At 37.0% G+C, this 21,646-nt stretch carries 8 protein-coding genes; 1 reads left to right on the top strand and 7 read right to left on the bottom strand.

All coding sequences use genetic code 11. The annotated features are described in order from the left end of the window. Both IRZ80_RS19030 and IRZ80_RS19025 read right to left on the bottom strand, forming a co-directional pair. The coding region (locus IRZ80_RS19030) for a hypothetical protein (protein ID WP_194643638.1) at positions 1-1,539 on the bottom strand (1,539 nt) is incomplete at its 3' end. A 96-nt stretch (positions 1,540-1,635) separates the two neighbouring features. Further along, positions 1,636-3,741 carry a hypothetical protein gene (locus tag IRZ80_RS19025; RefSeq protein WP_194643636.1) on the bottom strand — a complete coding sequence of 702 codons (2,106 nt, stop codon included), beginning with the start codon at positions 3,739-3,741 and terminating at the stop codon, positions 1,636-1,638. Between the two features lie 521 nt (positions 3,742-4,262). Here IRZ80_RS19025 and IRZ80_RS19020 point away from each other — a divergent pair. Then, on the top strand, positions 4,263-4,457 hold the full coding sequence (locus IRZ80_RS19020; RefSeq protein ID WP_194643634.1) for a hypothetical protein: 195 nt from the start codon (positions 4,263-4,265) through the stop codon (positions 4,455-4,457). A gap of 164 nt (positions 4,458-4,621) precedes the next feature. Here the strand turns inward: IRZ80_RS19020 and IRZ80_RS19015 are convergent, their stop codons facing one another. The 5 genes from IRZ80_RS19015 to IRZ80_RS18995 form a co-directional block, all read right to left on the bottom strand. Further along, positions 4,622-7,609, bottom strand: a complete 2,988-nt coding sequence (locus IRZ80_RS19015) for a glycoside hydrolase family 2 protein (RefSeq protein ID WP_194643633.1) — start codon at positions 7,607-7,609, stop codon at positions 4,622-4,624. Positions 7,610-8,246: 637 nt separating this feature from the next. Further along, a complete protein-coding gene (locus tag IRZ80_RS19010; RefSeq protein ID WP_194643630.1) occupies positions 8,247-11,951 on the bottom strand; it encodes a hybrid sensor histidine kinase/response regulator transcription factor in 3,705 nt (1,234 codons plus the stop codon). A gap of 257 nt (positions 11,952-12,208) precedes the next feature. After that, a complete protein-coding gene (locus tag IRZ80_RS19005; RefSeq protein ID WP_194643628.1) occupies positions 12,209-14,581 on the bottom strand; it encodes a TIM-barrel domain-containing protein in 2,373 nt (790 codons plus the stop codon). 334 nt (positions 14,582-14,915) lie between these two features. Continuing rightward, positions 14,916-18,860: a hybrid sensor histidine kinase/response regulator transcription factor gene (locus tag IRZ80_RS19000; protein ID WP_194643626.1), complete on the bottom strand. Its 3,945-nt coding sequence runs from the start codon at positions 18,858-18,860 to the stop codon at positions 14,916-14,918. A gap of 228 nt (positions 18,861-19,088) precedes the next feature. Then, complete coding sequence (locus tag IRZ80_RS18995; RefSeq protein WP_194643624.1) at positions 19,089-21,518, bottom strand: beta-galactosidase; 2,430 nt, start codon at positions 21,516-21,518, stop codon at positions 19,089-19,091. Positions 21,519-21,646: the final 128 nt, after the last annotated feature.

The following is a 21,646-nucleotide window of genomic DNA, read 5'->3' as shown; positions in this document are numbered from 1 at the left end:
TCCTTTATTCTTTTGATAGGAAACAGGATATTTAGCGAAAGATATAGCAAAGCTAAAATCACCAAACTTAGAATTATTTACAGAATCCTTTGGGTAAGGTGCTATTGTGCTGTATATATGACAGTTAAAACAGGTGTTGGTTGACTGTACATAGGTTTCCATTGTTGAATTGGCAACAATAGATACACCGCTAAGCATTGACGAAGTATTTATATTCCTTGGTGATTGAATAGGCACTGTTGGATCAGGCTGTACCGTTATAGACCATATAACATCTACTAATTCATAATACTGCCAGACTGAATTAGGATAGAATTTTTGAATTTTTTGCTGCATCAGTTTATTAATTGGAGCAGCATACTTTTGGTCAATACTGTTTATCCTAGTACTTTGTGTGGCTACAGGACCTGCTTGATTTAAATAATACGGAGGCGGAGTATTAGGAACACATTTAACAACTGCTGTAGAATCTCCATGAGAGGTTTTAACAGTTACCTGCCTGTTGGTACATTTTGCATTGTAAAAATTATAGCCATATTGAGAAGGTGCAGGAGCGTTAAGATCACTTTGATCAGGTGTATTGTCTATCTGTTCAAATGTTGCCCATACCCATGTAGGCTGGTTTTGTGTTTTATGCAGTATGTGCAGTCCTACAAGTGCTACAACAGTATTTCTTAGTTTTTTTGTGATTGGGTCTAATACCGTTGCTTTAGAAAGTTTATATCTTGTCCATTTTGGTGACTGCGGATCAGGGACTTCGAGCCACGCCGCTTTTAATTCAATTGCACCAACAATTCCTTTATATTCCCCTTGCGGGAAATTAATGGGCTGGTTCAATTGTACTGTGTCATGCTGCACCTGAGCATTATAGAATCCTTTTTTTACAATAAAATCATAGTAGTCTTTATTCAGCATAATTTCATACCATACATTGGTATTGTTTTGTGCACCAAGCCAGCTTGGTTTATTAAATGGCGCAGCCTGATTGGGACTGAAACTTACTTCTGAACCGTTTTTTTCAATTTTGCTGACAAACGTCAATAGTTTGGTTTGTGTTTTTTTCATCAGCAGTTTTTGTGATTTAAACAGGCTGCTGTATTCGTCAGAAACTAAAGTTCCCCAAACAGGCGGTTTTGAACCGTCATCAGGAAACAGTACTTCTCTTGGCATATAGGTTTCCCATTGGACAAAGGAATAATCATTTGGCGTACCAAAAGAAGAAGACGGGTTTGTAGGCCAATTTAAAGCAATAAATTCCTGCCATGCAAAACAGTCAGCTAATGTCTGATTAAACAGCTGCAGATCGCCCGGCACTTCATTATTGAAAGTTATCGGAAGCTTAAAACTTGTTGAATCAGCTGCATAGCAGCTGCAGGTATTAGCATTAGAATCAGTATCAGAATATATATAATCAGGAGGAATAGAACTATATGGCGATATTGATTTTTCATATACCAATCCTGTTGCTATAGCTGCAAGCGGAATCATGGCAAATGAAATCCAAAGTTTTTTTTTTGAAAAAGTAGTTTTTTTATTCATTGTTTTGTTTTTGTGTTTAAAAAAATAAGGAAAGCATATGGCATGAAGCAGGTTCGCTGCCATAATGCCTTCCCCATAATATTGAAAAAGAGTGGTTTATTGTCCAATTGTTACAGTAACTGATATACTACCGATGTTATCAGCAAAACCCACCCCGTAAATTCCATCTAAATCATCATTAATACATAACTGCAGTTCACCCTGAACGTTATTTGGTACAGTTGCGCCCATACCAACAAAAAATACAGTACCGCTTACTTGTCCTATCAGTGCACCTTCATTTTGGCCAGGCATTGTGTAACCTGGTTTCGCTGTTATGTATGAAGGGTTTCCGGCTGCGTTGTAAAGCCGTCCGCCGTTATCATTTGGATTTGCTGTCCAAAGACCGTTTTGATAAGCAATATTCACCGGGATGCCAGGGGTTACCATTACTCCTGTATTCTGCCATTTTACATTGGCTTGTATAGTTGTAGGAGCAACGGTTAATAATGCAGGCATTGCTGTGCTTTGGCTTTGTCCGGAATTGGTAATATAAATTCCGTGAGGACCTGCAGCAGTGTTTAGTCCCACATTTACTGTGATAAATAATGCGGTATAACTGCCCGGCATACTGTTTCCCGGTACTGCATAGTTAATGCCGGTTTGGACAGAATTAACCACAGCAGTAATATTAGCATCATCAAAAGTTACCTTTGGGTAAGTAGAAGAATCGCCGGGCACTGCGGTACAGGTATCACTAATTAAAACCATGTTTACTCCATTTGCCGATTTAAACAGTGTTGGCGGAATAAATGTACTGTTACTTAATAATGAAATGGGATGATTTACCGGATTTGGAACCATAGTGCTGTACATGGCATTAAAATAATCTGCATAAAACAGCTGTAATGGCTGTGCAAATGCAGGATCTTTTGAGCCTACAGCGTCATATCCTATCGGCTGTGTTGAGGTGGCATACGCGCTGGCAACAATCTGCATTTGGAAAGTTGATGCTATCTGTGACCCCCATTGTATCGGCTGGCCGTTTATTTTTATATCACTAACGGTATAATTTTTATCTGCAGGCACTTCAAATACTGCATGCAGAATAAAGTTCCCCGGCATCGGATTGCCGTATTGGTCATTTAATGTTTTAGAACCGCGTACAATTTTCCAAAAAGCTGATGCATCAGTTCCATCTGGAGTTTTATAATTAGTAAAGTCAGGCATTTGTATGTACAGTCCCGGAGGATCGGCCAGTGTAGCAACCTGAGGTACATTTGCAGTAAGAATACCATTTACAAGATTGTTTACATTTCCGCCAATTGTAGGGTCGCTGTTGCGGTTTTTTTGCCCGTATTGTGCATCGCATAATAAATTGTTATAAAGCCTTTGAGGCCAAACAGTATTTCCAGTAGTGCCAGACGGATTATTGCGCTGAACGGTTGCAGCAGTTGCCAGCCCAATCTCTGTTTGTAAAGTATTGGGTGTACTGGTTAAATGTATCGCACCTCCAGTAGTTTCAGAAGAAACAGTACCGCTGTTCCATTTGTTCAGCGGATTATATACTGGTCCTCCAGTAATTGGATTAACCGCACCAGACAGACTTAGATCTGCAAGCGTAATTTGCGGTTTGTTCAATACGGATTGATAAAGGGACACCACTTTATTAGGATCAACAAGCCAGAGGCTGTTCCAGTATTCTGGATTTTCACAGGTAAAATCAATGCGGGTAATCTGGTTTTTTGAGTTTCTTGTTACAGCCCATTCGCAATATTCATCCTGCCAGCCTCTGGGGCCATATGGAAAATATGGAATAGTTTGAGTAGGAGTACCGCATGGATTATTATTAATGAGACTCGGCATATTGCCAGTATCGGCCATTTCGTTTAACTGATCTTGATTTGCGTTGGGAAAATTATAATGCAGTCTTCCTGGAAAAGCAAACCATAAAACTGGGTAAGTACTGCTTTTTGGATTATTCTGTATAGGATTGTAATAATTTGTAACACTAGGAGTATTGGTAGAATTCCAAGGATTGCTTAACATTCCCTGTTGTGTAAATTCATCTAGATTTGAACTCCATAATGAATTCATAGCCGTCTGCTTAGCTGGATCATTCTGAAAATCTTGAATTCCAGCTGGCGTTCTGAATGTAAAACTGCCGCTAGTATTATTCAATACAGCGACATCATCCAGTTCGTTTGTGTTTTGTAATTCCATAATGTTAGTTTTTTGTGATTTAAGGGGTTTAAAAAAATTGCAATTAAATTTTTGAAAAAAAATGCTGTCCGAGTCAAATACCCAGACAGTAAGTACCTCTGAACTGGAAATACTTTTGGCTGTAAAAAATAAGCCTGTTTGTTAATGGCTTTTTTAAACTTTTCGAAGCATAGTGTTTGGGGATTGCCTACATTTCGAATGACACATAAACTTTTATACATCTTATTTATAGCTTAAAATTACTTTAGATACCAAATTAATTCTTAAAAATTGGCATAAGAAGAAGATTACATGTCATAAAGCGATGTATTAGGGTATGGAAATGTTTATCTGATATTTTTGTCTTTAATATATTGAATTTTAGATTTTTATATTTTAATAAATTAAGGGTTAATAGGTATGATTTTAATAAAAACTTTTGATGTGCGTTAACTGAAAATATTGATGCTTATTACATTTATTGTATAAATAACAGCACTGCTGAAAATGTAATTTTATTGAACAGTTTAAAATGTTTTGCTGTGAAAAAATACTTATTATTAGGTGATGGATTGTGTTTGATTGGATTGTTGTTTTCCTGTGCACAAAATCCATTTACAGGAAAAAAGAGTTTGAATTTTGTGTCCAGCAGCCAATTATTTCCATCTTCATTTATACCGTATGAAACATTTCTAAAAGAAAATAAAGAAGTGAATGCAGTATGTTTTTTTTTGTAAAAAGAGCTGTATGACGAGAGTCCGTTGATTTAATAATTTTGATTGTTTTTATGGCTAAAGAATACAGTTGTGCTAATGTCCAAAGTCATTTTCCGCATGATTAAAAATAAAAAGAGGGACTGAAAAGTCCCTCTTAAAAATAAATCCCAGTATTAAAAATTGGACTATAATATCGGTTCGTAAAACTCTACTTCAACAATTGAGAGTTCTCCATTTGATTTTTGTTCTGGTTTTAATCCAGCTACATCTACTTTTCCGGTAATTTCCACTAGATTTATTTCGCTGCTATTTTCAGCAGATGCAGACAATTCAATTTTAACTTTTTTTCCTAAAACAGGCTTACAGTTCAAAGTCACATATCCCAAACTAGTAGGCGTTACTCCGTTGAAAACTTCTTTGCCGTCTACGAAAATGCGTAAAGGATATTTTTTGCTTCTCCAGCCAGCGAGCTTTAATACCACTTGGTTTATTTGGGCTTCACGTTCCAATTCATATTCAATGACCGGGCTGGCATCTTTAGTGTTTGACCATTGCGTTAATTCATCATCATCATAACTTTTGACTGCGTCAGATTCATTTGAGGAAGTTTTTGCCGAAATAATTCGGATCGGTGTTCGTGACACTTTAAACGATGGTGTCTGCGGAGTAGGTCCTTTTTTCAGATAAGAAGGCAGTTTATTACTCGGCATAACTGTTGTTAGTTTACCATTTTCAGCAGCAATTGTTTTAATTATCAGCTCCGCTGATTTTAAATCTTTAGAGATTGCTTTTATTTTAATTTCACCTTGTTTTTCTCCAGCTCTGAGCATTATGCGGTTAACGCCACATTCTACAGGAATACTTTTTGAACCAATATAATTATCTGGTCCCTGAGCAATTCCTCCCACAAAAGTACCCTGTCCCTGAACATCAAAATCAATCATATTCAGTGCTGTAGGACATCTGCTGCCATTGGCGTCTACAACTTCCACCTGTACGAGTAAAATATCACTTCCGTCAGCCAGCGTGCCTCCGGGTCTTTGGATACTGCTTAGTTTTACAGCAGCAGGTTTTCCCGCAGTCTTAATCTGGGTTTCACATATTTTTTTATTAGCAGTGTTATATCCAACAGCAGTAATACTTCCAGGTTCAAACTTTACATTTTCAAAGCTGAATAAAAATCTTTTTGACTGTATGCCTCTGCCAAGACTTTTACCGTTGATAAATAATTCTACAGCATCTGCAGTTGATACTACGGTTACTTTTTTTGTAACAGCGCTGTCATAATTCCAGTGTCCTATAATGTGAATATCTGGATTTTCAATATCGACCCATCCATTCCAGATAACCTGATGTGCAAAAAAGCCTTCCTTTGGTATTCTCATAGGGTCAACTTCACCGCTTCTTCTGTAATTCTCGGCTCCTCTAAAGTGAGTATTGCTGTCTGAAAAAATTATATTTACCCCTCCCGAACTCACTCTTGTTCCCGTTCCCGGACGTTCAGTATAGTAGTCATACCAGCGTGTTACATCTTCTATGGCATGAGCATCCTGATTGTGGTTGTAAGAGCTGGCATCAGTAATTTTACTTCCGTTTACATTGGTATGATTTGTGCCGCCAGTTCCTTCTTTATGAAATGGAGGAGTGAGTTCGTCCCAATATTTACGAAGACCTTCGTCTCTGCTGTATTCTGTAGCCCAAAAAGGAAGTCTCGCACTTTTATTGATGTATAGCATTTCGCCGCCGTATTCAGCGACTTTGCTGTCCAGCATTTCACGGCTTCCTATTGCACGGCCGCCAAAAGGATCGTACATATTTTTAATGGCTTTCATTTCTGCCATATGTTCCTCAGAAATGCTTTCATTTCCTGATTCGTAAAATAAAATACTAGGATTGTTGCGGTTATAAATGATTGCATCGCGCATTAACTCTGTGCGCTGGTCCCATCTGCGTCCGGTAACATCTTTTTCGGAATCACCGGCAGGCATTGCCTGAATGAGTCCAACTCTGTCACAAGACTCTACATCCTGTTTCCAAGGGGTAATGTGCATCCAGCGTACTAAATTTGCATTGCTTTCAATCATCTGGCTGTTGCTGTAATCACTCATCCATGCAGGTACAGACATGCCTAGAGACGGCCATTCGTTACTTGTCCGCTGTGCATAGCCATGCATCATAATAACGCGGTCGTTCAGCCAGATCATGCCTTTCTCGAATTTCGTTTTACGGAATCCAGTGCGTATCGTAGTTTTATCAGCTGTTTTATTATTGACTATTAATTCGCTCCGAACATTATATAAGTAGCCGTATCCCCAGCTCCAAAAATTTAAATTGTTTACTATTTTTGATGCTTTTAAATCGATTTCTTTTCCAGGCTGTACAATGGCTGGTGTACCTGTGAATGCTGCAACTGTTTTACCGTCCATGTCTTGGATAGTCAATTTTAGATGAGCATTGACTGCATCAGGGCTTTCATTTTTTACTTGTGAAGAAACATTTATTAGAGCTTTTTTATTCGGAATATCAAAATCTGAAGCATAGACATACGTTCCGGTTGTTCCTAGTGTTGAAAATAATGGAAGGGTCTGGTATACATTTGATTTTATATGCAGATATACATTTTTGGAAATTCCGCCATAGTTTGCATTGAAGTTTTTATCATTCCATTGAAATCCAGAACCTGTCGCTTTCTCTTTGTATTTCCAGTCATTGTCTGTTTTAACAGCTATTATGTTGTTCATTGGAAATGGATTTAAAAATGACGTGATATCAAAACCAAAAGCCATTGCTCCATTTTCATGTCTTCCTATGAATTTTCCATTTACATAGATTTCTCCCATTTGTCTAACACCTTCAAATTCGATAAAGACTTTTTTGTTTTTTGCTTCGGCTGGGAGCTGAAATGTTTTGCGGTACCAGGCAATATCTGTAGAGAGGTTAGCAATATCAAGTTTAAATGCTTCAGCTTGATTCCATGCATACGGAAGATTCACTTTTGTCCAGTCAGCGTCACTGAAATCTGTATTTTTTGCTTGTTCAGTATCGCCTCTCTGGAGTCTCCAGTCATAATTAAAATTATATTTGACTCCATCTAAATTTTGCTTCTGTGCAAAAACTCCACAAGTGAGGAGGAGCAATAAACTGTAAACGTAATAAGATAACTTGTTATTCATTTTTGGTTTTAAAATAAATTATTAATAGTGGAAAATTTCAGCTTGGTAAGGGGCTGAAGCTTTAGCAAATTTAGATGTAAGATCTTATTTTCTGCTATCAGTTACTGCCAATTTATATCATATACTGCCAAATGAAGAGAGTGCTGGGGAGTTTTGTTCTGTTTTAATGTTTTGATATATAGTTAGTTGTTTGTTTTTTATTTTATGACTATCCTTAACTAATACCAAACAGATTGAATCAGCCACAGATTAAAAAGATTTACACAGATTTTTTTAAAAACAGTACTGAAATCTGTGAGAATCTATGTAATCAATGGTAAAAAAAATACATGGTATTATTAGCGGACAGTCATATTTTATTTTTTGGAATAAAAAATACAAGCAAGTAAATCAGATACAGGAGAATTTGTCAAATAAAAGATATTGACGGTTGCGAGGCATTCGGATTTAAAAAAAGATAAACACGAATTTCACCAATTAACACTAATTCTTATCAAAATTGAAATCAAATTTTACAACTTTTTACAGTTTCGAATATTTTGTGTAATTAAACAGCAATCTTAATTCGTGCAAATTAGTGTTAGAAACTTTTAAAAGCGAATGCCGTGTGACGATAGAAAATTATTGAAAAAGTAATTTATGATTTACTATATTGCGAAGGACTGCATCCAAAATGTTTTGAAAAAGTCCGTGAAAAATTAGAAGCTTCGGTAAATCCTACTTTGTAGGCAATCTGAGAAATATTGAGGTCAGAATTTTTGAGTAAGTCTGCAGCATGCTCCATTCGGACTTTTGTGATAAATTCATGTACTGTAGATCCGCTGACTGCTTTTATTTTTCGATAAAGCTGTCTTTGGCTGATTTTAATTTTCTGCGCCAGTATTTCAGGGTTTAAATCTGTTTCTTCGATATGAGAGCTAATGATGTCTGTAACTTTTTCAAGAAAAATTTTATCTAAGTCTGCCGATTCTTCCTTCAGCTGATTTAGATTCGTAATGCTGGATAATCGGTTTAAAAGAATTGTTCTGTTTTCTAAGACGCTTTTGATCTGGGCTTTTAAAATTTCAATACTGAAAGGTTTCGTCACATATGCTTCAGCGCCTAATTCATATCCTTCGATCTGGTTTTCATTAGATCCTTTTGCAGTCAGTAAAATTATTGGAATATGACAGGTGCTTTCATTTGTTTTTAGTTCTCTGCAGAGCTGCGTGCCGTCCATTTCGGGCATCATAATATCTGAAATAACGAGGTCTGGTATATGCTGTATAGCTGTTTCCAAACCTTTTTTTCCATTGTATTCCTGAATGATAATGTATTTGTTTTTTAATTCATTATGCAGGTAAGCCTGGACATCAGGATTGTCTTCTACAATAAGTAAGGTAGGAATATTTGAATCTGCCGGCGTATTTATCTGCTCTGGATTATTTCCTGCTGGTTCTGCGTAAGACGCTGGAATGTGCTGTACCGGTAATTCTTCAGATTTGGCATACGGCAGTATAATGCAGGCTTTAGTGCCAGTACCTGCTCCAGTTTCAATAGTGATGCTTCCGCCTAAAAAATCAACAAGGATTTTTGTCAGCGATAAGCCAATTCCTGAGGAATAACCATGAAATGGGCTTGGACCTGTATTGTTAAAGGGCTCAAATATTTTTTCTAATTCCTGCGTTTCGATGCCAATGCCGTTGTCTTCAACTATGATTTCCAAAGTATTTTTTTCTTTGTCAGCAAAAGCTGAAAATAATACTGTGCCTCCGTCTGGAGTATATTTTAATGCATTTGACAATATATTAATTAGTATTTGATCTGTTTTTTCGAAATCCAAATAAACATTTAGGGAACTTTCTTCAATCTGAAGTTTGAAGTCAATGCTGCGTTTTTCTGCTATGTATTTAAAAGTGTTATAGCATTCCGTTATGAAAGCATTAAAATCCTGAGTGCTTATGTTTAATTTTAGTTTTCCTATTTCTGATTTTCTAAAATCCAAAATCTGCTGAATCAGCTTGGTAAGGTAATTTAGATTTCTATTGATTATTGAGAAATAAAGCGCTTTTTCATCTGCTGGGAGCTGTTTGTTTTCCAGTTGTTTTATTGGATCAGCAATCAGTGTTAAAGGTGTTTTTAAATCATGTGAAATATTGGTGAAAAATTCTAATTTTTCTAAATTTAGTTCTTTTTCTTTCTCCGCATTTAATAGGGCAGATCGGACTTCGTTTTTAAGGCGGTCTCTATAAAGCACTTCTTTGAATACCCAGTAAACAGTACCGATTAACAGAAAAAGAAAGAGTGCTTTTGCCAGCCAGGTTTCAAACCATCGGGCACCTATTTGTATCCCAAGTGTCTGAACAGTAGATTTGGTATCATTAGGAGAGACTATGTGTGCTTTGAAAGTATAACTTCCAGGAGGAATTTTATTGTAGGTGATTTTACTGCCGCTGGTTTTAATCCATTTGTCTTCATATCCTTCGAGCATATACTCGAGAACTTCTTTGTTTGTTTTGCTGTAATTTAAAGAAGCTAGTTCAATTGTAAAATTTCGGTTTTCGTAATCCAATTTTATTTGCTGTGTCTGCGAAAGGTTCTGAGTTAAAATATCCTGTCCATTAATCGGATTCATAGGGATTACTTTCTCATTAGAGATATACAGATTTTTAAAGATAAGTTTATTATTATCTTCAATATTCTTTATTTTATCTGGGTTAAAAACCACATAGCCATTTCTGTCTCCAAAATATATTTTTTGATCTGCAGTGTCTTTGTAAAAAGCTCTTTCCGAGAATGTCCATGACCCAAATAGGTCTTCTTTCTGGTAATTGGATACTCTATTAGAAACAATATCGACCATTGATATTCCCTGCTTGTGTGCTATCCAAAGATTTCCGTTATTGTCATCGGTTATAGAAGATATGTAGGTATTTGGGATTTCTGAAAGAAGCTGTACTTTTTCTATACGTATAGATTTTTCTTTAATAGAAATCCTGTTCAGACCTTCACTGGTGCCGGTCCAGATTATACCTCGTTTGTCCTTGTGAAGCGCGAAAACAATATTGTCCGAAATATGCATGCGGTTTTTTTGAAAGGTATTTAACTGCAGTCTGCTGTGTATTTCTCCTTTGTTATCTATTTGGACAGTTATAATGCCGCTTCCTTCTGTTGCCAGCCAAAGCTCATGACTGCTGACAGACAGTATATCCATAACACTGTGGCCATTTATGTCTTTGGCTAAATCAAAAAAACGGATTGTCAGGTCTGCTAAATTTACTTGTGCAATACCATCAAACAAACCGACCCATAAATAGTTGGGCTCCGATGTTTTTAAGGCAAATACGGACCATGTCTCCAGTTTTGGAGCGAGTACATTATTTATTATTGCTTTACACTGATTCGTTTTTGGATCATAACATTCGAGTCCGCTGATACCGCCAATCCATATTCTGTCTTTACTGTCCTTAAATAATGTACGTACATTTTTGATTCTGCTGTTTGATCTATAGAAAGGATGGCTGGAATTGAGCTTATTGTCTTTATAGATAAGAATGCCTTCATCAGTGCCAAGCCAGACTTCACTCTTGCATTTTGTTACAGCTCTGACATCGGCTAATTTTGTATTGTCACTGCCTTTTGTAAAGCTGTAATGCAATTCAAATGGGTTTCGGTTAGGATTTGCTTTGTAAACATCACCGCCTCTTGTGCCAAGCCAGATTATATTCTGCTCATCAATAAAAAAATCGGTGATGTAGTCATCTAACAGCTGTCCGGGATTATTGATATTGGCTGTGTATTGGTACTTTTTGCCTGTTTGAATGTCTAGAACGGTAAAAAGATGCTCGTCTATAGAGTATTTCTTTCCCTGAATGGTTCTGTTTTTGTTTAAGGTATTTGAGTTAATCAGTACTTTTTCAACAATTGCCCGAGGAACTTTGTCTGCATCAACAGCCTTAAAAGAATTCAGTTTATAATTAAAGCGGACATATTTTCTTTCAAAGGTAAAGAACCACAGCCCATAAGTCTTATCGCTGACTATATTGCGTATGCGGTTATTGGGCAGGGATGTTTTATCGTTAGGATTATGATAGAAAAAGTCGAATGTTCTTCCGTCATAACGGTAGGCGCCATTCCAGCTTCCTATCCAGATGTAACCAAGAGAATCTTTGACAATTCCATGTATTTGTGTAACGGGTTTTATATCTCTTCCTGTAATTTTTTCAAAAAAAAGATTTTGTGCATTTAAGTTAGCTAAACACATAAAATAGATGAGATAAATATAATTGTGTTTTTTATTAGTTCTTCTTAAATGCATGATTCTGTTTTGGATACAAGTTAATTTATGAGCTGTATTTCCCATTCAATATATTTTGTGAATATAGGGCTATATATTTAAAAATGATATTGACAGCTTCACAATTTGTATAAGCTGTGTTATGCAGGTTATAATGATGAAGAGTTTTTCGTAAAATGTAATAAACTGATAAAACCATAATTAGAAAAGCCTGCGGAAGAAACACCGCAGGCAGATCAAATGTTTAGAAACGTTAAAATTTGTACAGCTATTTACCTTAGATGAAAGTGTTAATAAGGCTGAAGCTTTTTATCAATACTATTTTAGAATACTACTTGGGTTTTCTTACCGTTGTAATTTACTAATTTGCTTTTTCCATCGGGCAGTACAATAGTAAAATTTCTGATTTCAGTTATTCCTTTAAATGTCCCTGTTCGGGCATTAATCGTTAATTTTTGCTGTTTTTCGTTCCAGTTAAATTCAATTTCGCTGTATGCTCCTTTTTCATAATTGTAGTTATCAAACTCATCTTCATAGAGCGTAAATGTACCATCAGCTCCAGGATACACTTTCATAGTTAAATTGTCCCATTTCTTTTCTTTCGCAAATTGTACATTCGGCCCCACTGGAAGTATAGCTCCTGCTTTTACATAGACAGGAATGATGTCAAGAGGTGTTTCTCGGCTCACTTTTCTGCCTCCTTCAAACTTAGTATTTGACCAGAAATCGTACCAGTCTGAACCTTCCGGCAGATAGGTTTCCTGCGATTTTGCACTGCTGTAGTTTTCTGTAATAACACTTCCATTTTTGTCAGTGTACATCGGCTGTGTTACAGGATTTATAAGAAGAAATTTTCCAAACATATATTCCTGCGTATTATCCCAGGTTTTTGAGTCATTTTTAAAATCCATGAACAATGCCCGCATCATACTGGAATTATGGGCCGTAACATCTCTGGATGCAGAATAGATATAGGGAAGAAGACTGTAGCGAAGATTAATGAATTTTTCAATCGCATCATAGACTCTATCTCCTTTTTTACCAAATTGATAAATTTCGCGGGGAGCATCAGTTCCATGAGAACGCATCATAGGACAAAATGTACCAAAAGCAAGCCATCGTGTATATAGCTCCTTATATTCAGGATTTGTCGTTGCATTTTTATAATTACCAAGGAAGAAACCGCCAATATCACTATTCCAATAGGGTATAGCACTTAGTGAAAAGTTAAGTCCTGCCGGTATCTGCTGGCGAAGAGTTTGCCAAGATGAATTTGTGTCTCCAGACCATGTATTAGCTCCGTATCGCTGCTGTCCGGCAAATGCAGAGCGGGTAAGTATGAAAACGCGCTTATCAGATGCAGCCGCACGCTGGTTGGTATACACTCCTCCAACAGACATAAGCGGGTAGGCATTGCGGACTTTTCTAAAAGATCCCAAATAAGTCTGATTGTCATAGTCTGAAGGTTTTGCCTGCATATGATCGGGTTCTGTGGAATCCATCCACCATCCGTCAATGCCTTTTGAAAACAAACCTGCATTTAGGTATCTCCAATAAATAGCTCTTGCCTCCGGATTATATGGGTCATATGGCAGCACGCCTGACGGATAATCTGGGTCAGCCGGCCATGTGTCATAACCTGTCTCAGGCCAGGTTTTAAAATTTAGGAGCATTTTCTTTTCTTTAAGCTCGCGGAATTGTTTCGTCATAGGACCAAATGATGACCAGATTGAAATAGCAAAATGAGCGTTTAGTGCATGGATTTCATCTATCATTTTTTGTGGCTTATTGAAATCAGCATTCAGGAAATCCATTGAATTCCAAAGATAATTGGATCCCCAATATTGCCAGTCCTGAATAATTCCATCGAGCGGTACCCCAAGTCTGCGGTATTCTTTTATAACATCTACAATTTCCTGCTGGCTTTTGTAGCGCTCTTTACTCTGCCAATAGCCAAATGTCCAAAGAGGAAACATTGGAGCAATACCGGTTAGCGTCCGCATTTGTCCGATAACACCGTCTGAAGTTGCACCATACATAAAGTAGTAGTCGATTCCGTCACCCACATCAGAAGTAAAAGAAGTTGCTGCAGTATCATCTTTAAAATCGGTTGGAGAATAATTATCCCAAAAAATACCGTATCCTTTGATGGATTGAAAAAATGGCACTACATCATCAAGATTACCCTGTTCGAGTCTGTAGTTTTGATTTCGCTGGCTTAAATTCCCTCTTTGATGCTGACCCAAACCATATATAGGTTCTCCTTTGTCAAGTTCAAAAGACTGATGTACAATATACGAAGGTACTCCGCTGTCATCAAAAGGAGTAAAACGGACTCCGTCATTTTTTTCTTTTAACAGCATACCGCCGTCAGTGGTATGAAAAGTTAAGGAACCGGTTTTGGTATCAATAGTAACTATAATTTTTTTTGTTTTAAGAATTATCGCAGATTCTTTGTCGGTAATCTGAAAGGGTGTACTTTGAGGCTTAGCGATAACAGAGAGACTTTCTTTATTGAAATCTTTGCCTGTGGGATATTTTACAACTCTTATGGTTTCCGGGCTGTAAATTTGTAATTCGATGACATTTCCTGCTACCGTAGTTTTGAGACCCTGTTTTGTTTTTTGATAGTTCTGTGCAGTGCTTCCCTGCGTAAGGACTAAAACCATAAACAAGGTTAAAAAGATGTTTTTCATTAGTTGTAGTATTAGTAAATTTTATAAATTTTGCCTAACAGAAATTATTAATCAGTTAAACTGTTCTATGGACAATTGTAAAATTATAATGAAAGAAAAAATAAGACTATAACATTTGTTGAAACTATTATAACAAATGTTGAATAGTTTTAAATTGTTTATTTTCAATGTTTTGTAAAAAAAAATATTGACTGAGTTAATATGTTTAACAAAACTAGCATACAGCAGATGCAGTTATATCCGCCTTTATTATTCAGCTAAAAAACATAGCAGGATTACAGTAAAGAACTTCAGATAATTGATTAGTACAAAAAACTATTAAGTATGTACTGCCTTAAGTTGTCTTTTCTGCTCTATATTGGCTGGGAGTTTTGTTAAATGCTTCGTGGAAACATTTTGTAAAATAAGATACACTGCTGAAACCAACTTCCTGTGCTATATCTGATATTGGAACCTGTGTTGAAGCCAGCATCTCAGCAGCTTTTCGAAGTCTGATTTCTCTAATAAAAGCTATAGGCGGGAGTCCGGTCAATGCCATAAGTTTACGATATAAACCTGTACGGTCCATATTCATATCAGAACTAAATTTTTCTACCGAATAGCCTTGTTTTGAAATATTATTGTATACATGTTTTAGGGCTGCATCAAGTAATTCTCTGTCTATTGGATTACTGGTAATGGTTTCGGTCTTTATATCTTTTTCTTCTTTAAAAGCACGTCTTCTGGAATCACAAAGCTGCAGCAGTTTAATGATTCGTACATTTAAAATAGAAATATCAAAAGGTTTTACCAAAAATGCATCTGCTCCAGATTCATAGGCTTCTAAGCGGGCTTCATCTGAAGTTCTCCCGGTAAGCATGATAACCGGAATATGGCTGATATTAAAATTGCTTCTAAGAGCACGACAGAATTCAGGACCGCCAACTAGAGGCATCATCATATCGCAGATAATTAAGTCGGGGCTGTATTTTTCTGCATTTTCTAAAGCTTCGGCACCGTTTTGGGCAAGAACAATATTAAAATTTGGTTTTAATTCACTTGCGAGATACTCTCGTAATGCTTTACTATCTTCAGCAATAAGAAGCGTTTTAACATCAGTTTTAGGAAAGAAAGTATTAAGATTTTCTGAGTTTTCTTCAGCAACTGATAAAGTGACTTCTATGGAAGTTCCATTTTCATAACCGCTCGATGCCGTTACCGAGCCTCTGTGAATCAGAGCATATTGTTTTACCATATATAAACCAATGCCGCTGCCTGCTGAACTTTCATTTTGATTATTTGCCTGATAAAAACGGTCAAAGATATTTGTAAGTTCGTTTTCTGCTATTCCTACGCCATTATCACGCACAATTATTTTTAAAAGTTCTGCTGTCGGATCATGCAAAACCGAGATCCAGACTGTGCCTCCCTGCGGTGTAAATTTTAAGGCATTTGAAATCAGGTTGCCAATAATACGGGTAACTTTCTGCCGGTCAATGAATAGTCCTTCAATGTCTTGGCTGATATCTTCTTTTAAAACAATTCTTTTCTCATCTGCAAGCCGTGAGTATCCTTGGCATAATTCATTAATAAAAGTCAGACTCTCATAAAAGTGCAGGTTTAGAGTTTCTCCGCCCAGATCCATTTTTTTAAATTCAAGAAGCTGGCTTACAGTTTCCAGCATCAGCTGTGCACTGCCGCTGATTTGCTGCAGTTTCTTTTTTATATCGGTATCTTCAACACTGTTTAAAAGAGCTTGAAGCGGAGTAATTACAAGAGTAAGCGGTGTGCGCAGTTCATGACTGATATTCGTAATAAAATCAGTTTTTGCTTTAGCTACAGCCTGTTCTTGCTGTTGCTGCTGTTTGATTTTGCTGGCAGATGCAATACGGAAAATTATAAAAAGCGATACCGCAATCGTGAAAGATATATAGAAAATGTAGGCATAGAGCGTTTTCCAGAATGGCGGGGTGATTGAAATAGAAAGCGTTTTAGCAGCTCCTTTCCAATAAATACCGTCAGGACTGGACTGTACCTTAAATAGGTATTCACCTGGTTCAAGATTGGTATAATTGGCTTCACCTAAACCATTTACAGGCTGTCCATAACGCCATCTGTCATCAATATTATCAAGTTTATATCTGTAATTCACCTGCTCAGGATTACTGTAATTCAGTCCCGAAAAGCTAATCTTGAAGAAATTCTGATTATGTTTAAGCGTAATTTTATTTTTATAAGCTAAATTAAGTCCATTATAGGGTAACGATTTTTGGGTGTTAGAAAATACTGTGAGATACAGCAATACTGGGTTAAGGACTGGAAGATTGCCTTTTTGTGCCGGCATCAGGTAATTAAGGCCATCGATTCCGCCTGCGAACAAAGTACCGTCAGATCCCAGCAATATTGATCGTTCGGCAAAAGCATGCTGCTGAACGCCTGCAAGACTATTATAGTTTTCAATGCTGAATGTACAGCCTGAATTGTTTTGAGTTTTGAATATATGGCTGATTCCTCTTGATGTGGTAACCCAGAAGGAATGGTCGAGATCTTCTGCAATAGCCTTTACACTATTATTAACCAATCCGGCTGATGTATTGAATTGATACAGTTTTTGTTCATTATTGCGCCACATATATAATCCATCGTAGGTACCCATCCATAAATCATTTCCAGAATCGGCAAAAACAAAATTATACCTGTGGTTTGCATGCCGAAACATGGCAGGTCTGCTGATTCCCTGCCGGAGAGGCAAAATGAATGTATTATTTTTAATATCAGTAATAAATGGTCCTTCTGAGGAAATTCCGATGAGTTTATTATTCCAAACTGCAGTTTGTTTTACATATTTTGGACTGGCTATTTTTCTAATGTGCTTATCTTTTGACTTATATTGGTATTCTAATACGCCCTGTCCTGCAGTACTTAAATAGATGGATTGATTTCCTGCAGCAGTAATATGATTGAATGATCCGTCAAGGACTTTTTTTGCTGTTTTCTCCGCAATGCTGTAGAGACCGCCTGCTGAAGCAATCCAGACTGTGCCGGCAGGATCTTTAAATAGAAAATTTGAACCCTGCTGTAATAATTTGAACGGCGTTTTATTAGCAGAAAAAGGAAATGGAATTTTATATACTGCATTATTGGTACCTGCAATAACCGTATTGTCAGTACTTTGTTCAAGAGTGTTAATAACAAAGTCAGTACTGTCTTCTGCTTTGAAATTGTTTTTCAGCAGTTTTTTGAAGCGGAATCGATCGGGATGATAATAATATAGTCCTTTGTTAAGAGTTCCTAACCAAAAACCTCCCTGTTTGTCATAGAGTATTGTACTGATTTCGGTTTGTATTTTTGAGCCTCCAGAAATATGAATGTCTTTAACAAGTACTGGTCTGTCTGTTGAGGTCGGGAATTGATATAATCCTTTTTTGCAGCTTAAAGAAATTTCACCTTTACTGTTTGCTGCAAAGCAGTTGAGCCAGTAATCATTTACCTGAAGTATGACATCGGTTTTCCTGGTTAGGGTGTTAAAGCGTATGAGCTGGCCTTTGGAGTTTCCGGCTCGGATAATAAACAGGCATTTTTTTACTGCTGTAACGTGTGCCCAGTCTCTAAATGCTCCCTGTATATTTGGTGCCAATGCCTGATTATAGCGTTCAATTTTTGATTTTCGGTCAAAACATCTCAGTGTACCGGATTTATAGAGAAGGTATATGCTGTTACCAGAGCATACAACATCAAATAATTGATCATTAAAATCTGGAAGGGCAATGTTTTTTATAAATGTAATTTTTTTGCCGGTTTTCTTTTCCCTGCATAATAAGGAATTGTTTTTGGTAAGTATCCATATATCCTCATTGCTGTCTATATAAAGATCAGCAGGCATTTCTTTTATTCCCAGATCCTTTAGAACTGCAGCAGGCTGTTTGTCTGTTCGTTCTTCCGAAAGGTCAATTACAGCTAGTTTGCCTCTGTTTTTAAACCATATTCTATCCGACTCAAGATAGCTGTGATGAAAACCTGTATAACCGGGAAGCGGTATAGTGTTCTCGTCATTTATATGAATAGTCTTAAAACCAGATCCATCATATAGGTTGAGCATGCCTTCTGTAAAGACGCCAATTCTGCCGTCTTTAAGCTGCAGTATGTTTCTTATCTGCGCCTCGTTCATTTGTTCTCTTCCCTCTACCGCCGAGAAAAGCATTTGCTGCGCATTACCATAAAATGCTAAGAAAAGTGCTAAAGTCATTAAGAATGTCTTTACTGTTCTTTTGGTTATGATAATGCGGAAAAAATCAGTCATTTTAAGAAATAGCGGATTGAATAATACGGGATTGCTTCTGAAGTATTTGGACAAATATAAAAAATCCATTATTTTATACAGGTATGCCGGTACAAAATCGTACCAGTGATGCTGAATAATTTAACTTTAAACAGTACTGTTTTTATTGTATCCCGCTAAACATTAGAAAAATCTATGTTCTATGTGGTTAAAAATAATTTAACCCAACGGATTAAAGATGTATTTAATCTAAAAAGTTATCTGTGTGGTATATTGAAATTTTAAGGTAAATCCGTTTACACTCAAGAATTCTTTTTTATTACCAAAATCAGGTATGCTCTTTGGATAAGGCTGTAAATCTACAAGATAGGAAGCATTTTTTTGCATAGGACGGAAATAAAACACCATTTCCTGCGGTTTGCCTGTAAGGAATTTGCGCAATCCAATTTCCCATGGGATGCCTTTGTAAAATTCATCTGTAACAAGTTCGCCATCAATAAATCCCATTGCTGTGTCTCCAATATACTGTACGGTCAGATAAGCATCATTAACATATTTTGGCAAAGATAAGGGAAGGTTCAAAGCCCATTTTCTTTCGCTTACCTGTTTACTTTCTATATTTAGCACTGCTTGCGGAAGGCTGATTTTATAAGATGAAAAGACTCCTTTGTCTTTCAGTTTCTCTAAACTGCCAAATTCAGTTTTAGGAAGTATAGCAATTTTTGGATATATCTCAAAGTCAAAATTAGTATTGCCGTCATTCAGCAGTTGAATGTTTTTGCCATTTTCTAATACTATAGCATTGGAAAAAATAAAATGTCTTTTTCCGTTAATTTGCATGCTGTACATTTTTAATGCCTGTTCTTTGCTTATCACGAGTATGCGCAAAATTTTTCCATTTGCTGTTAACTTAAATTCATTTACCGCCTCATTACAGCTAACCAGTATTCTCTGCGGATTTTTATCACATGCTGTGCCTTGTAGATTTTCGAAATTTACGTTTGGTGAAAATGAAAATTCGCTTTTTATGCCCGAAGGGGTAAAGAAAATATAATACGGCTCTGCTTGTTCTTCGTCTTTTGCTAAAAGCTGAGCTGTTGCGTAATTGAGCTGAAGTTCATCAAGATCAAGGTTGTATGGGAATATGACGTTTTCATCGCTGTCGAGGTCAAAGCTTCCTGTTTCTGGAATCATGATATTCTTTTGTGCCGTTTTTATATTCAAGCGTATGTTTTTCTGGGCAACCATAGTAGTGTCATCCTGAAAATTATTCAGGAAAATGAAACCGGAACTGCCTTTTTTGCGGACAGCATATCTGAGTGAAGATATGTTTTGCGGTACAAGCGATGCGGCATCCAAAGGCAGTACTGTGGCCATTGGAGCGAGCAGATGTCCATAATCCTGTAAAAAGAAATGAAGCAGTTTCAGCCGCTGAAAACCTTCACGTACCTGTCCGTATTCGCCAATAGGTGCCTGAAAATCATACGATATTTTTGGCAGTCCATATGCCTCATCGCTCATATAAGAGAATTTTCCTTTTGGAGTTGATCCGCCATGATACATATAATATCCAATACCGTTTGCTCCGCTTCCAAGGCAGCGGTTAATTAATGCGTCAAAGCTTTTGTGTACTGCAATCGGTCTGCGGGTATAAACGCTCATAATTCCCGAACCCAGTTCTGCCGAAAAAGCGGGGTAATTTTCAGGAGAATAACGCACTGGAGCATAATCTGGAAAACGGTGCATATCTTTATACAGAAAAAATGGCGAGTAGTCCCTTGTAGGCGTCCAGAAAGGATAGGCATAAGCAGCTGTTACCGGTATGCTTTCGTCAGGAATAATGGCTGCATTGCCCCAGCCTGTAGCGGTATAAAGAGGAACATCCATACCGGCAGACAGCGCCAGCGATTTCAATATTTTCATGTGATCGTTGCCCAGCTGTGAATATGGATTGACTTCATTAGCAATTCCTACACCTTCCTGTGTGACACTCATATCTCTTTCGGAAGCCGTCATTTCAAGAGGCTGGCCTGGGTAGGTAAGCCCCCAAGGCGCGGCAGAATGCTGATATTCATTCTCAATCTGTATTCCAATAATTGGGCCTCCGTTTTTATAATATAAGCCTTTGAGCTGTTTTCCGATCTCATTGTACAGCCGCTCCACATATTTTAAGTATAATGGGTCATTGGAACGAATGTTTAAAGCGCGGCCTAACAGCCAGTCCGGCATACCGCCGCTGCGTATTTCTCCATGGCAGAAAGGTCCAATTCGGACGATCGTTTCAATATTGTTTTTCTGGCATAGCTGAAGGAAGTAACGCAGGTCTTTATCACCGCTCCAGTCAAATGTGTTTTCTTTCTCTTCATGCAGATTCCAAAAAACGTAGGTAGCAATTACATTGACTCCTCCGGCTTTTATTTTTCTGATGCTTTCGTCCCAGTATTGTCTTGGGTATCGTGAAAAATGAAACTCGCCCACAATAGGAATTACCGGTTTATTTCCAACAGACATATAATAATTGTTTACACTTATTTTTTCGCCTTTTGGATTTGTACCGCCAAGTTTTAACTTTTCGTATATATCAATATCTGGGACATTTGTATCGATCTCATAAACTTTTTGCGCCTCCATGATTCCAAAAAACGTAATGCATAATACGGCTGTAATAATTTTTTTCATAGTTAGTATTAATTAAGAAATCATCAGAGAAAAAGTGAATGTCACTTTTAGTATGCTTTTTATAATTGAAATAATAGTACTAATAAAGTAATCAATTCAAAAATATAGTACATGTCCCAGAAAACTAT

Origin of the sequence: Flavobacterium sp. HJJ (genome assembly GCF_015351475.1) — a bacterium.
Taxonomy (GTDB): Bacteria; Bacteroidota; Bacteroidia; order Flavobacteriales; family Flavobacteriaceae; genus Flavobacterium; species Flavobacterium marginilacus.
Note: the sequence above shows the minus strand (reverse complement) of the source record. Positions and strands in the feature narration are given on the sequence as shown.

Excerpts from the sequence above, each read along its gene's own strand:
- IRZ80_RS19025 (WP_194643636.1), bottom strand. The coding sequence starts at position 3,741 with ATGGAATTACAAAACACAAACGAACTGGATGATGTCGCTGTATTGAAT.
- IRZ80_RS19015 (WP_194643633.1), bottom strand. The coding sequence starts at position 7,609 with ATGAATAACAAGTTATCTTATTACGTTTACAGTTTATTGCTCCTCCTC.
- IRZ80_RS19010 (WP_194643630.1), bottom strand. The coding sequence starts at position 11,951 with ATGGGAAATACAGCTCATAAATTAACTTGTATCCAAAACAGAATCATG.
- IRZ80_RS19005 (WP_194643628.1), bottom strand. The coding sequence starts at position 14,581 with ATGAAAAACATCTTTTTAACCTTGTTTATGGTTTTAGTCCTTACGCAG.
- IRZ80_RS19000 (WP_194643626.1), bottom strand. The coding sequence starts at position 18,860 with ATGACTGATTTTTTCCGCATTATCATAACCAAAAGAACAGTAAAGACA.
- IRZ80_RS18995 (WP_194643624.1), bottom strand. The coding sequence starts at position 21,518 with ATGAAAAAAATTATTACAGCCGTATTATGCATTACGTTTTTTGGAATC.